The following is a 14,623-nucleotide window of genomic DNA, read 5'->3' as shown; positions in this document are numbered from 1 at the left end:
TACTATGACTAAAATGATGGCAGGACAAGCAATCGCAAAAGTATTGGAGAAATGGGATGTTGATCACGTTTACGGTATTACCGCTGATTCGATCAATAATACAGTCGATGGCTTATACCAAGAAAAAGAAAATATCAAATACATTCAGGTGCGGCATGAAGAGATCGGTGCGCTTGCTGCAGCGGCTGATGCCAAATTAACTGGCACCATCGGTGTGGCCTTCGGTTCCGCCGGCCCTGGTTCAGTCCACATGTTAAACGGCCTGTACGAAGCAAAAATGGATCACACTCCTGTTTTGGCCCTGGTTGGACAGTCGGCCACTGGTGTGATGAACACTAACTTCTTCCAAGAAATGAATCAGGATCCAATTTTCGCTGATGTTGCACAATTCCATAAACAAGTTGTTAACGCTGAACAGATCCCTAAGGTCGTGGACGAAGCGATCCGCTCCGCTTACGCCACCAAATCAGTTTCAGTTGTGATCTTGCCGGATGATCTTTCAGGCCAAGAAATCGAATATACGCAGCCAAAAACAAAACCAGTTAAGACGATCGCACCAAAACTGCCAGCTGCTGCGGATGATGTCGACGCAGTAGTTGCTGCAATTAAAAAAGCTGACCGCCCGATCATGTGGCTCGGTCAAGGTGCTCGCGGTGCCAAAGAAGCCGCAGTCAAAGTTGCGGAGAAATTTGGCTTGCCTGTTCTGACAACTGCCCCGGCCGCTAACGTCTTCCCAAGCGATCATCCCAACTACATGGGTGCCCGCGGACGGATGGGGACCAAGGCTTCCTTTGAAGTTTCACAAGCTAGCGACTTGATTTTGTTCGTCGGAACTAACTATCCGTTTGCCCGCTTCATGCCCGCTGACAAGACGATCATCCAGGTCAATAACAACCTGGCTGATCTGGGCAAACAATACGACGCAGACATCACAGCCCTGGCTGATGCACGTGAATTTCTGACTAGCTTAGCTCAAGTGAACTACCAGGCTGAGCCGACCGCCTTTTTAAAGGCAGCCCAAAAGGACCGCGCTTTATGGATGCAGTGGCTGGAAAAACTGGCAGCTGATGATCAGAACGGTTTGCGCGCAGAAGGTGTGATCCAAGCTATCAAGGAAAATGCAGCAGATGACGCAGTCTTTGGCCTTGATGTCGGCAACAACACCGAATGGTCCTTGCGTCAGCTGCCGTTTAATAAGGAGCAGCAGTACGCAATGTCACCGTGGTATGGCACGATGGGCTTCGCTTTACCAGCAGGTCTGGCCGGCAAATTATCATACCCAGACCGTCAAGTCTGGAGCATTTCCGGTGATGGCGGCTATGCGATGGTGATGCCCGATCTTTTGACCGAGGTCAAATATCATCTCCCAGTCATCAACGTTGTCTTGGAAAACAAATCCTTTGGCTACATTGGTCACGAAAAGATCCAGGCTAACCAGGCTCCTTATGGGATCGACCTGATCGGCGCAAACTGGGGCAAAATTGCTGACAACATGGGTGCGATCGGCTTCACGGTCACGAACCTGCAAGAATTGAAGGAAGCGATGGCTAAGATCAATGAACTGCAAGCAAACGGCAACGATTTACCGATCGTCTTAGACGCTAAGATCCAAGATATCGACCCGATCGATACCAGTTTTGTTCCATTGGAGACCGCAGTCTTTGGCGAAGAAATGGTCAAAAATTACCGTGAGACCTATGATCTGCCGGCAGATGAACAGCCAGCCTTTAGCGAGATCTTGAAAAGTTTTGAATAATTAATTGATGAACGCCTCCTAACCAATCAGCGGTTAGGAGGCGTTTTTTATGTCAAAACAAAGAGTAATGGCAGACTAAAAACCGATGCATGCTAGCTAACAACTATGACAGTGGTTGAAAAGGGTTCGCTCTCTTACGATACCTAGACCTTTGTCAAGCTGCAGCCGAGTCTGACCATTACCCAATAGAGAATTTCACAAGCTCGAGACCTCTTTTCCTGTGGGTTACTAGATGAAACAACCGCCTAACTTATCAGAGATAAATTATGAGCTGTCCATTCTCTACGCCCTTATTGTAAGCGTTTTTAAAAAGTGAAGCAAGTCTGACGCTCAGCTTGTTTGAATGAGAAAATTTTCTGGCGCCAGTGACCGATACTCATCTTTTTGTTAGATTTAATGACATTAGCCATACCACTTTTAGGCTAAAAGTGGTATCCTAGAAATGTTATTATTAAATTTAGATAAGTAAGGAGCTGGAACTGATGTCCAAAAAAAGGTTAGCGGCATTTTTCGCGCTAGTATTCTCAACGCTTTTGTTTTTATCATTTTCACCAAAAGTCCATGCTGAAAAGACATATACGATCGGAACGGATGTTACATACCCGCCATTTGAATTTGCCAATAAAAACAATAAATACGTTGGGATCGATATGGACCTAATGAAAGCCATCGCCAAAGAAGAAGGCTTTAAGGTCAATATCAAGGCACTTGGTTTTAATGCTGCCGTCCAATCTTTGCAATCCAACCAGATCGATGGTGTTATTGCCGGAATGTCGATCACTCCGGAACGGAAGCAGAAATTCGATTTCTCAGATCCTTACTACAAGACCGGCGTGGTCATGGCTGTTGCCAAGAACAGTAAGATCAAAGGCTTAAGCGATCTGCGCGGCAAGCGGGTCGCCTTGAAAACTGGGACTGCTGCTGCTGACTACGCACAGTCGCAGCAAAAGAAATACGGCTTTAAAACAGTCACATTTGATGATTCAGATAACATGTATAACGATGTCGTGAATGGCAACTCAGTTGCATGTTTCGAGGATATTCCCGTCATGCAATATGCTATCAAGACTGGGACAAAGCTAAAAATTGTGACCAAACCGGCCAATAGCGGCTACTATGGTTTCGCCGTTCTTAAGGGACATAACAAAGACCTGGTCCAGAAATTCAACCACGGTTTAAAAACCTTGAAGAAAAACGGCGAGTATAAGAAGATCACGGATCGTTATCTCAGTACTGATACCGTCAAATCTCAAAAAGAAGCTAATACTAAAAAAGGCAATGAACATTCTGTCTTTGGCTTGCTTAAGCAAAACTCTGGTGTCTTGCTCAAAGGTTTAGGCCAAACGCTGTATCTGACAGTCGTTGGGATCATCGCAGCCACGATCTTCGGTGTTATCATTGGTTTGTTAGGCGTGTTGCCAAACAAATTTGCCCGCGGCTTCTCGACTACAGTCATTTATATCTTCCGTGGCTTACCGCTGCTGGTTCTAGCGCTGTTCATTTATAATGGGATCCCGAGTTTGACCGGGAGCAAAATTCCTGCCTTTATCGCCGGGACGATCACGCTGATGCTCAACGAAGGTGCATACACCGCTGCCTTTGTTAAAGGCGGGATCGAAGCCGTTGATGCTGGACAGATGGAAGCAGCCCGCAGTCTAGGATTGCCATTTGGTAAAGCGATGAGTAAGGTCATCTTGCCGCAGGGGATCAAGATCATGATCCCATCGTTTATCAACCAGTTCATCATCACCTTAAAGGATACGTCGATCCTGTCGATCATCGGCATCCTGGAATTAACACAAACTGGGAAGATCATTATCGCCCGGAACCTGGAAGGCTTCAAAGTCTGGGGCATCGTTGCGTTAATGTACCTGATCATCATCACGTTGCTGACCTGGCTGTCGAAATACGTGGAAAAGAAAATGAATAACTAATAGAGTAATTGAATAGGCTGATGATGTGCAATTTCTGCCATCACCAGCCTATTTGCTTGCTCAAAATTTGGGCGGGAACTCACTTTTTCAACCAAATTCAAAAAAGGGTGCAGCAAACCGGTAGTCACTGAGCATTATCGAGCTTCGGCATTATGATGCGTTTTTTAGCGTCGTGCCGACGAGGCTGGATAAGCGGAGGTGACTGGTTTGAGGAACCCGACTAAAAAAACAGCAAAGTTAGAAAATTTTTCTACCCTTACTGTTTATTTTTTACAATCAAAACATCACATGAAGCAGCATGCGTAACATAGGAAGCGACCGAGCCTGCAGTCACGCGGCGCAGTGCATTCATTCCTGTCTGCCCGAGTACCAAGAGATCGTTCCGATACTCCGCTGGAAAATCAGCAACGATCACCGTCCGCGGACTACCGAAGCGCAAGTGAACAAAAACTTGATCTTCAGTTAAGCCCTCTTCTTGCAGCAGTTTTTCTCGCAGTTTTATTAGATCCTGTTCTGCTTCCTGTTCGATGTCATAAACTTCCTCGCCATCGATCGCAGTTTGCCCGCCGGCCTTATATTGCAAAGAATTAATATCAAGCACACGTAAAATGTCTAAGCGGGCATGGTTGCGTTTGGCAATTGCAACGGCTCTGGCTAAAGCCTGGTGAGCCTCATCCGAGTGATTGACTGCCACGAGGATCCGCCGATAATCAATTAGCATTATGTCATCAACCCCTGACTAAACAAATTATCTTTTTATCATACTCTTTTTTGCCGCTGAAAGCTATTGCATTATTTTCGTGTGATACTGATCAGCATCGCCGCCAACGAAATTACTGTGATCAAAATACTGAGCCAGTTCAAGAAGACTAATTTCAGCTCATGCTTTCTGAAGCGATGCTCAGAGTACCACTCCTCGAACACATTTCTTTTGACCCATAAAACCCACAAGCCAGCCAGACCGCCGCCAACGATGATCACCGTTGAAATAACATCGGCTGTGTGTCCGCCAACAATGTCCGCCAATTTTCCTAAGCCGTCACCTAAGACCAGGTTATTGAAAGCATGGACGAGAATCGACCAGGTGATCCCATAATTGACCGCAACAAAGCCCAGGACTAGTCCCATTAAAAAGGCAAATGGGGACTGCATGATATTTAAATGATATAGTCCAAAAAGAAACGCTGAAAAAAGAATGGCGACACTGGTCCCGGCTGGGCGTAAGGTCCGCAAAACATAACCGCGAAAAACGATCTCTTCTGTCACTGGAGCCAAGATATTGCCGTAAACAAACATCGACCAAGTCTGACTACTGTTGCTGGCGGATTTTAATTCCTCCATCGCAGTCAACCCCCAGTGGTTGAGCAAGCTCTCCAGACCATTGGAATACCCCGTAAATATCAGCTGCGCAAGCAACAACAAGCTGACCACCAAGCTAAAGACCAGCCAATTCATCGAAGCCGGACCCGCCTTAAAGAAGGTCTGGCGTAAGCGCGGTGAAGAAGCACTATAAATAATAAATAGACCGACTGCCACGGCAAAAAAATAAGGCAGTCCGCTTTGTTCCAACCGATCGCCCGCCATTAAACTATCATCTCGGATGATCATTACCATCGAAGCAAGGACTGCTACGACTTGAAAAACAAGAGCATAAGCACTGGTGACAAGCAAGACTTTACGCACTAAACGACGATAAGTCTGCTGTTCATCACTTCCAATAAATTGCACTTCACCACGCCCCTCTTGTAAATACTAATTGCTTTCTATCCTACCATACTCGTAATTTTTCGTAAAAAAAGGCGCCCGCTTCGAGGTCTCGAAACAGCCGCCAGTCAGACAAATTTATTCTGCTTTTAACAAATCTTGGTGCTGGGCTTGCAAACGATCAAATTGAAGGTCGTCCAAGTTGCCTAATTCATGCAAGCGATTTTCAATCAGGTCAAAGACTGCGACCCGGTCTGCCATATTGTCGACAAAATCATACTGGTCGCCGTCAATGATCAATAACGGTGAAGCCTTGTATTCATCCATCCACGTATCGTAGCAAGCCAATAAACGCTTATAATAATCAACCAGCGATGGATCTTTTTCGATCAGCTCATAATCACGGCCGCGTTTTTCGATCCGCTTGAGCATCGTTTCGTAAGAGACCTTGATCGTGATCATCAAGTCTGGTGATTTCTTATGCGAAGCAAATGGCAGTTCTTCCATCATGTTATCTAACAAACTGCGGTAGATATCATACTCAACTTTAGTGGCGTTGCCCATTTCGGTATTGATCTTCATAAAGATCTCGTCTTCATAGATCGAACGGTCCAAAATATTGTTATCTTCTTGCATTGCGGCTTTGATCATTGAAAAACGCCGATTCAAGAAGAAAGTCTGTAGTAAGTACGCATAAGGGTTGGTGGCTTCTTTATCGCCCGCAGCCCGTTTTTGCGCGGCTATTTCGTTTCCCTTATAAAAAATTGGCAAGACAGGGTTATCCTGTACTGGTTCGTAATAAGCTTTTGTCCCGAGTTCCTTTGAAAGTATATCAGTTAAGCTAGACTTTCCCGACCCGATGATCCCAGATAATGTAATCAAAATGATTGAAGCATCCTTTCCCTTAAACTCAAAAGACAAGGAAGACTCCTCATCTTATTTCTCTCTTTCGTGTTACCTTAACAATCATACGCGGGTTCGCTCTAAAAATAAAGTCAAAATCCACAAGTTGTGGTCTTTTATCTGGGTCAAACTACTACATGTACTCTCGAAGCGATGACGCTTTACTTGCTATTTTGCTTTTTTTGTGAGATTTTAAAGCCAAATAAAACGAGGAGGAATAAAATGACTGAACAGTATGATTACGATGTCCTTTTTATCGGCGGGGGCCATGCCGCCTTTGACGGAGCGGGACCCTTAGCTGCCAGCGGCAAAAAAGTCGCGCTGGTCACCGATGACAAACTGGGCGGGACTTGCACCAACCGCGGCTGCAACGCAAAAATCGCTTTAGATGAGCCGGTTGCGGTCAAACGCATGGTCGAGCGGATACACGGCCAGCTGCAAGGCGAAGTCCAAATCGACTGGCCGGCAGTCGTTGCTCACAAGCAAGCCATCATCAAAGACCTGCCCCAAGCAACTGAAAACAAGCTGAAATCAGCAGGTGTCACCATCATCAAACAGCGCGCGAAGCTGCTTGATCCGCAACGAGTTCAGGTCGCGGACGGCACCATTTATTCCGCAGCCAAAATTGTTGTGGCGACCGGCCAGCGTCCCAATCGCTTGGCGATCCCGGGTGATGAACTAGCCCATGACAGCAGTGAATTCATGGACCTGACAGCTATGCCGCAAAGTATTGCGATCCTTGGTGCCGGCTACATCAGTTATGAATTTGCCACGATTGCAAATGCTGTTGGTGCCAAGGTCACAGTCTTTATGCACGGCGACCAGGGGCTGCGCAATTTCTACCAGCCTTATGTCAAGCAAGTCACAGCTGACCTGACCAAGCGCGGTGTGACTTTCATCCCGAATGCTGCGGTCAGCGCACTGAAACGAGCTGGCAACGGTTATCGTGTTTTTTATGGCGACGATCAAAGTGCCACGGTCGAGTGGGTCTTAGATGCCACGGGTCGGGTCCCGAACGTTGAAGATTTAGGTTTAGCTGAACTAGGTGTCAAATACACTAAGCATGGGATCCAAGTTGACGACCATTTGCAAACTTCTATCCCCAACGTTTATGCAGCTGGGGATGTCGTAGATAAAGTTCAGCCTAAGCTGACTCCAACTGCCACCTATGAATCCTACTACCTCTACCGGCTTTTTAGCGGGCAAACCACAGACCCATTAGTCTACCCGCCGATCCCGACGACAGTTTATACTTCGCCGCGGATCGCCCAGGTCGGTGTATCCCCAAGCCAAACCGAGGGCACAAAACTGAAGGTCATCGAAAATCATATTCCCGACGATTGGTACCGCCAGATCGACTCGGAAACGATGGGCGACCGTGCTTTAGTCTTCAACCAAAACCAGCAGCTGGTCGGTGTCACTGAAGTCAGCGACAAGGCCGAAGATGCTGTGAACACCTATTTGCCAGCGTTAATTTACGGCTCGAGTGGGACGGAAATGTGGGAATTCGCTCATATTTTCCCTTCCGTCGGTGCTTCAGCCTGGCACAAGATCCGATAAAAAATAAGTTCGCACTGGCTTTTTACCGGTGCGAACTTTTTTTTTCGTGGATCCTATTTGCCCCAGACTTCTTGAGCAGTTTCAACTACCAACTTGATTTTATCCCATTGCTGCTGCTCGGTCAGCTTGTTGCCTTCTTCAGTGGAAGCAAAACCGCACTGGGTACTGAGTTCCAAGTCCTCTAAAGGCACGTATTCAGCAGCTTCGTTGATCCGCTTGAGCAGCGTTTCCTTAGCCTCCAATTCAGGTTTCTTACTAGTGACTAAGCCTAAGACAACTTGTTTGCCGGCAGGAACTTTAGCTAACGGTGCGAAATCGCCAGAACGATCATCGTCAAATTCCAGGTAGAAGGCATTAACATTTTCACGTGCTAACAAGTAATCTGCCACCGGAGCATAACCGCCTTGTGCTGCCCAAGTTGAATGGTAGTTGCCACGACAGACATGGGTGCTAACTCGCAGATCTTCCGGCAGGTCATGCAAAGCAGCGTTGTTTAAAGAAACGTATAAATCGGATAGCTGCTCACGGTTGAAGTCGCCGTTAGTCATTTCTTTCCAAAAGTCGGAATCAACGACCATGCCCCAAGTACAATCATCCAGTTTGACATCACGACAGCCCAAGTCATAAAGAGCAAGGATCAAATCGCGATAAGCCTCACCAATATCATGAACTAGTTCTTCTTGATCTGGATAAATCTGCTTAAGTGCTGCTTCATTTTCGGCACCACGAGCCAATTCTGCATAGAATTGGGCTGGTGAAGGAATACTTTGGCGAGCGATCACTCCTGGTTCGTCTTTGACCAAGTCATAGAGGAATTGGTAAGCTTTCAAGTCCGGGTGCTCAGGATCAAAGGCGATCTTACCAACAACCTGGGCTGAATCCGCGCGGGTCTCTTCGTCATGGAAAAAGTAGCCGTGTTCCGGGATCGTATGCTTCACACCGGAAAAGCCCCAGAATGTGTCTAGGTGCCAGTAGCTACGCCGAAATTCGCCATCAGTCACCACTTTGAGGCCAGCCTTGATTTCTTTTTCGACTAAATCACGGATCTCTTCGTTCTCTACTTGACGCAACTGCTGCGAGTCGATCTTACCTGCCTCATGATCACTGCGAGCTTGTTTTAACGCTGCTGGGCGCAGGAAACTTCCTACAATATCGTAATGTAATTTAGTTGCTGTTTGATTTGCCATAAATAAACGCTCCTTTTTAATTTAGAATACAAAAAACGTCCCTAAAAAATAACCTTAGTTATCTCCTAGGGACGTGTAATAATCGACTTATCCACGCGGTGCCACCCGTCTTTAGCGCTATCTTTACAGATAATGCTCTCACAGAGTACACAATACTAGCTATACTCTTCCGCGCTAACAGGCGGACCCGCGAACAGCTTGCGTAAAGCTCACTGTTCGTTTGCACTCCAAGACCATCTTCATTAATATCCACCTGCCGCTTTTCAGCTGTCGCGGCTCTCTGTTCAAGGTATCCAATTAATTACTCATCTTTTCTTAGCAAACATTCATTAAATTGTTTGTATCATAATGCAATTTTAATGCATTGTCAAGAATGTTCTGGAATTTTTTTGAGCCGCGTACAACTGACCGGAACTACCAGCACTTTAACTTAAGGGCACTCCCTGTAAAATTCTTTTGGAACAAACTTTCCCGATCTTTGTTCCAAACCTTTTCCCTTTGGAACAAACTTTCCCGATCTTTGTTCCAAACCTTTCTCTTTGGAACAAACTTTCTTGATCTTTGTTCCAAACCTCTTCCCTTTGGAACAAACTTTCTTGATCTTTGTTCCAAACGTCTTCCCCTTGGAACAAACTTTCTTGATCTTTGTTCCAAACTTCTTCCCTTTGGAACAAACTTTCTTGATCTTTGTTCCAAACTTCTTCCCCTTGGAACAAACTTTCTTGATCTTTGTTCCAAACGTCTTCGCTTGTGACGCCTACTTGCCTGGCACCAAATTTTGAACAACTAATCCATCCGGCAAAATAAAAAATCTGCAGTTTCCCACAGATTTCCTCTTCTATTTGAAAAACGTATCATTGACGGCGTTGGCAATCGCAATTTTGACATGCTGGAAAGATAAACCGCCCTGCACATACAAAGTATATGGATCACGCAACGGTCCGTCCGAAGAAAGCTCGATGGTCGAGCCCTCGATAAAACTGCCGGAGGCCATGATGATCTGGTCCTCATAGCCTTCCTGATAGCTTGGCTCCGGATCCACGAAAGCATTCATTGGCGAATAATGCTGGATCGCCGCACAGAAGCTGATCATCGGCTCTGGTTTGCCAAAGGTGATTTTTTGCACGATGTCCGTCCGCGGATCATCCCATTTTGGTGCCGTATCCATCCCAAATTTTTCCAACAAGGCAGCCGTGAAAACCATTCCTTTCAATGCTTCCCCTGTCGTATGCGGTGCCATGAAGAAACCTTGGTAAAAATCGCGCAGATAAGCATAGGTTGCTCCCGCGTATTTGCCGGCGCCAGGGACGATCATCTCAGAACCGCATTCCTCGATCAAATCTTTGCGTCCGACAATATAAGCCCCTGATTTAGCGATCCCGGCCCCAGCATTTTTATAGAGTGAACCTGCCATTAAGTCAGCGCCAAAAAAGGTTGCTTCTTCGGTTTCTGCAAATTCACCGTAGCAATTATCGATGAAGATCACAGCCTGCGGTGCCAGTCTTTTGGCAGTCGCCACCATTTTTTTGATCTTATCCAAAGTGAAACTGGCGCGCGGTGCGTAGCCTAAAGAACGCTGGATCGCTACGACTTTGATCGTCGGATCACCTGCAAGGTCCTTTTCTACCTGGTCATAATCAACCTCGCCATTAGCGAGCAGTGCAGTTGACTTAAACTTGATCCCGCGTTTCATCATTGAACCCGGCTTATCCCCTGCCAACCCGATCACCTCTTGGATCGTGTCATAAGGCTCGCCCGTCATATAGTACAGGGTGTCGCCTTGATAGAGCTGGGAGAAAAGTGCGGTTGTGATCGCATGGGTACCAGAAGTTAGTTGCGGACGCACCAAAGCATCCTCTGTCTTGAAATACCCCGCATAGACCTTTTCTAATTTGTCACGCCCAGCATCATCATAGCCATACCCAGTCGAACCCACCAAGTCTGCCTCTGAAACGTGGTTTTCTGCAAATAACTGCAAGACCCGCTGCTGGTTATATAAGACTTGTTCATCGATCTCACGCAAACGCGGCGCGATCTGCTCCTCAACTTCCGTAATTTTTTGTTGTAATTCTTGTGGTAAATGTTCCTGCCAAGAATGCTTCATTCTTCTACCTTCCTTTGCTGACTCAAATACACATTGTTTCGGGCAATATGCTTTCCTTTTCAATTTTAGCTTTTTTGCACGAGCGGTTCAACTGAACTTCAGGCGGGGTTGATCTAGCGGCAGCAAATGAAAATTTAACTAAAAGATTTACCTGATTTTAACTATGTTGGGCAAACGTATGCTATCCTAGAAGCACTACTAAAAAAAGAAGGCAAATAAAATGGTCAATCAATTTCCCCAAGTTTTAACGATCGCAGGTTCCGATTGTGACGGCAGTGCTGGGATGCAGGCAGATATGAATACTTTCCAGCGTTGCGGCGTTTACGGTATGAGCGTTTTAACAGCCGCCGTTGCTGGCAATTCATATGGTATTTTCGCCAGCCAGCCCATGCCCACCGCCTTTATTGACAAACAATTCTCGGTTTTAGCAGACGATTTTGAGATCAAGGCTTGCAAAACCGGGATGCTGACTGATGCGCAAACGATCAAAACGGTTGCTAAAAACTACCAAAAATACGATTTTGGTCCCTTAGTGCTGGATCCCGTGATCATCACCAAGCATGGCGACATGCTCCTAGAAGAGCAGGCCTATGAGACACTAAAATCTGATCTGATCCCGCTCGCAGATGTCCTAACTCCCAACTATTATGAAGCCGTTAAGCTGACTGGTGTTGAGATCAAAACACCAGCTGATGCCCTAAAGGCCGCGCATATTTTGCAAGAAATGGGCGCCAAAAATGTTTACGTCAAAGGCCAACATGCCGATGATAAGCAAGAAGAAGTGACCGATGTAGCTTTGCTGGCAGACGGAACTTCCTTTTCTTTAAGCGAGGCTTATGTCGATACCACGCACATTAACGGTACTGGCGACCTCCTCTCGTCATGCATCGTCGCACAGATCGCACAGGGAAAAGCCCTGACCGACGCATTCAAAATTGCCAAAAAATTTGTCACGGCCGCAATTGCCAATCAAATAGATGTCGGTCATAAATTTGGCCCGGTCAATCATTTAGTCGATTTCAAATTTTAATTAATAACTTTCTCAGCTGGCCAGTAAAAGGGTCAGCTTTTTTAATGGAGCGTGAAATGATATAATTAGACGGTTAAAGGTCAGTTCAACGGCCGCTAAATTTGCCATAATAATTTTTACTTTTTTCTTATTATGTCCCGTAAACTATTGGCTTTTTAAACCAGACCCTTTAAGATAAAAGAACTAGTGACATTTTAGCTGGATAAACACCAGATGGGAGTATGTACTGTGAAATTTTTTAAGCCATCAAATTCAAATGAAGAAACGCCAAAAATTAATAAATCCCGGATACCCAACCGGTTGAATGTGCTCTTTTTTGTTGCGTTTCTTTTGTTTGCACTGCTGATCGGCCGCCTGGTTCAGTTACAGATCATCCAAGGCAACCATTTTCAAAGCGAGATCGACAGCGGCGACATCAAAACGGAAACAAGGAATGTTCAACGCGGAATGATTTACGATTCTGCCGGCAAGCCCTTAGTAGCCAATAACTCATCTCGGGCGATCAGTTATTCCAAGCCGCTTAATGTCTATCCGAAAACGATGTATTCAGTCGCCAATGATTTAGTCAAGTACGTTGACATTGATTCTGAACCAACGACTAAGACCATGCGTGCCAACTACTACTTAGCCAAAAATGAGGATGCTGTTAAAAAGAAGATCCCCGGGTCATCCAAGATCACCGATGTCAAAAAACTGACCCAACTCGAAATCAAATATGTTAACGATCATGGTTTGACAGACGGCATGACTGCCGCACAAAAGAAAGCCGTTGTTGTCTTTACCAAGATGAACAATGCCTATGCACTCTCGACAATTTATCTTAAGACCAAAAACGTCAGCGACCAGGAAATGTCGCAAGTCGGCGAGCATCAGTCGGATTTGCCTGGGATCAAGATCACAACTGACTGGACCCGGACTTATCCGAATGGCAACTCGATCAAAAACGTCGCCGGAACATTGACTTCGCAAAAACAAGGTTTGCCTAGCGAACGGATCAATGAACTGCTTGCAGAGGGCTATGAGCGTGATGACAGTGTGGGTTCAAGCTATATCGAATCCCAGTATGAGGATGTTTTAAAGGGAACCAAGAAAGCAATCAACGTTGAGACCCAAAACGGCAAAATCACCAAACGAGTCAAACAATATGGTGGTAAGGTCGGCGACAACGTCCAATTAACGATCAACTCTAAGTTCCAAAATGACGTACAAAAAATCGTGGAGAATGCTGTCAAAACTGGTTCCGCCAATGGCAACCCGCTAATGACCGGCGGCTATGCTGTCGCAATGAATCCGCAAACCGGCGGGATCTACGCTTTAGCCGGAGTTGATCGGGATAATAAGACTGGCAAAATCACGACTGACTCCTTAGGTCCGATCAACCAAACAATGGTTATGGGTTCTGTCGTCAAAGGTGCGCAGGTCATGGGCGGCTTACGCAGCGGTGTGATCACCCCAACGAACAACACCTTGACTGATACACCGATCAAACTAGCCGGGACCGCAACAATAGCCTCGATTTTCAACAAGACAGGGAACAATAATATGACCTTGTCTGCGGCTGATGCACTGGAGGTTTCTTCTAACTCCTACATGATGCAGCTGACAATGAAAGAGGCCGGTTTTAATTACACCTCTGGTGCTGCTCTGAACATGCCAACTTCTATTTTTGACAAGTTGCGTTCCAACTTTAACCAGTATGGTTTAGGTGTCAAAACCGGGATCGACATTCCTGGAGAAGCTCCCGGCTTTAAAGGCGGTTCTTCCCAAGCTGAAATAGGGAAAGCTTTGAACTTGTCTTTTGGTAACTACGATGCTTACACAACAATCCAAGTGGCCCAGTATATGTCAACGATCGCTAACGGCGGCTATCGGATGCAGCCTCATGTCTTACAGTCGATCCGAGGGCATGGTACTGACGACAAGCTTGGTGCTGTTAAATATGAATTCCAACCGAAGATCTTAAACGTTGTCGAAGGTACCGCTGCCCAATGGAAAGTTGTCCACCAAGGACTATGGCAGGTTGTCCATGGCTCTAACCAGTGGCGGACCGGCGCGCGTTTGGCCAGTCTCAAGCCGGCGGTCGCTGCCAAGTCTGGTACCGCCGAAACTACAACCAACGGCTCGTCAACAACAACACTCAGTGCGGCCAGCTATGCACCAACGACTAACCCGCAAATCGTGATTGCTGTTGCCTACCCAGGTTCTGGTTCAACTAACGAAGGTTTCAACATGGAATCTGTCAAATCGATCTACCAGGCTTTTTGGAAGGATGTTAAATCCAGTGACGGCCTAAATTAACGACTAGACTAGCATAGTGGAACAGGGAATTCTCCCTGTTTTTTTTTGACCAAAATTATCTGTATATGTTTTGGAAATTTCATTTATCCAGACGCCCTTACTCCTATGTTCTCCTGGTTATTTTCCTAGCTTTTATCGGATTAAATT

At 46.1% G+C, this 14,623-nt stretch carries 11 protein-coding genes; 6 read left to right on the top strand and 5 right to left on the bottom strand.

Going from position 1 to position 14,623, the window contains the following annotated elements:
• Positions 1-4: 4 nt before the first annotated feature.
• Both LFYK43_RS04435 and LFYK43_RS04430 read left to right on the top strand, forming a co-directional pair.
• Positions 5-1,756, top strand: a complete 1,752-nt coding sequence (locus tag LFYK43_RS04435) for a thiamine pyrophosphate-dependent enzyme (RefSeq protein ID WP_124975848.1) — start codon at positions 5-7, stop codon at positions 1,754-1,756.
• Between the two features lie 482 nt (positions 1,757-2,238).
• On the top strand, positions 2,239-3,690 hold the full coding sequence (locus tag LFYK43_RS04430; RefSeq protein WP_124975846.1) for an amino acid ABC transporter substrate-binding protein/permease: 1,452 nt from the start codon (positions 2,239-2,241) through the stop codon (positions 3,688-3,690).
• A 256-nt stretch (positions 3,691-3,946) separates the two neighbouring features.
• Here the strand turns inward: LFYK43_RS04430 and LFYK43_RS04425 are convergent, their stop codons facing one another.
• The 3 genes from LFYK43_RS04425 to LFYK43_RS04415 all read right to left on the bottom strand — a co-directional run bounded on the left by LFYK43_RS04425 (position 3,947) and on the right by LFYK43_RS04415 (position 6,276).
• A complete protein-coding gene (locus tag LFYK43_RS04425) occupies positions 3,947-4,411 on the bottom strand; it encodes a universal stress protein (RefSeq protein WP_124975844.1) in 465 nt (154 codons plus the stop codon).
• 71 nt (positions 4,412-4,482) lie between these two features.
• Positions 4,483-5,418, bottom strand: a complete 936-nt coding sequence (locus LFYK43_RS04420; RefSeq protein ID WP_124975842.1) for a CPBP family intramembrane glutamic endopeptidase — start codon at positions 5,416-5,418, stop codon at positions 4,483-4,485.
• Positions 5,419-5,532: 114 nt separating this feature from the next.
• Positions 5,533-6,276, bottom strand: coding sequence for a deoxynucleoside kinase (locus LFYK43_RS04415; protein ID WP_124975840.1), 744 nt, complete (start codon positions 6,274-6,276; stop codon positions 5,533-5,535).
• Positions 6,277-6,519: 243 nt separating this feature from the next.
• Here LFYK43_RS04415 and LFYK43_RS04410 point away from each other — a divergent pair, with 243 nt between their 5' ends.
• Positions 6,520-7,857, top strand: a complete 1,338-nt coding sequence (locus LFYK43_RS04410) for a dihydrolipoyl dehydrogenase family protein (protein ID WP_124975838.1) — start codon at positions 6,520-6,522, stop codon at positions 7,855-7,857.
• Positions 7,858-7,910: 53 nt separating this feature from the next.
• On the opposite strand, the gene LFYK43_RS04405 is transcribed toward LFYK43_RS04410, so the two are convergent.
• Complete coding sequence (locus tag LFYK43_RS04405; protein WP_124975836.1) at positions 7,911-9,044, bottom strand: 5-methyltetrahydropteroyltriglutamate--homocysteine S-methyltransferase; 1,134 nt, start codon at positions 9,042-9,044, stop codon at positions 7,911-7,913.
• Positions 9,045-9,583: 539 nt separating this feature from the next.
• On the opposite strand from LFYK43_RS04405, the gene LFYK43_RS04400 reads away from it, so the two are divergent.
• On the top strand, positions 9,584-9,826 hold the full coding sequence (locus LFYK43_RS04400) for a hypothetical protein (RefSeq protein WP_158609181.1): 243 nt from the start codon (positions 9,584-9,586) through the stop codon (positions 9,824-9,826).
• A gap of 56 nt (positions 9,827-9,882) precedes the next feature.
• On the opposite strand, the gene LFYK43_RS04395 is transcribed toward LFYK43_RS04400, so the two are convergent.
• Positions 9,883-11,148, bottom strand: coding sequence for a methionine gamma-lyase family protein (locus tag LFYK43_RS04395; RefSeq protein WP_124975832.1), 1,266 nt, complete (start codon positions 11,146-11,148; stop codon positions 9,883-9,885).
• Between the two features lie 220 nt (positions 11,149-11,368).
• On the opposite strand from LFYK43_RS04395, the gene thiD reads away from it, so the two are divergent.
• Both thiD and LFYK43_RS04385 read left to right on the top strand, forming a co-directional pair.
• Positions 11,369-12,178, top strand: coding sequence for a bifunctional hydroxymethylpyrimidine kinase/phosphomethylpyrimidine kinase (gene thiD, locus LFYK43_RS04390; RefSeq protein WP_124975830.1), 810 nt, complete (start codon positions 11,369-11,371; stop codon positions 12,176-12,178).
• A gap of 228 nt (positions 12,179-12,406) precedes the next feature.
• A complete protein-coding gene (locus LFYK43_RS04385; RefSeq protein ID WP_124975828.1) occupies positions 12,407-14,476 on the top strand; it encodes a peptidoglycan D,D-transpeptidase FtsI family protein in 2,070 nt (689 codons plus the stop codon).
• Positions 14,477-14,623: the final 147 nt, after the last annotated feature.

The organism is Ligilactobacillus salitolerans, assembly GCF_003864415.1.
GTDB classification, from domain to species: Bacteria; Bacillota; Bacilli; order Lactobacillales; family Lactobacillaceae; genus Ligilactobacillus; species Ligilactobacillus salitolerans.
This window is presented reverse-complemented; position numbering and strand designations above follow the sequence as displayed.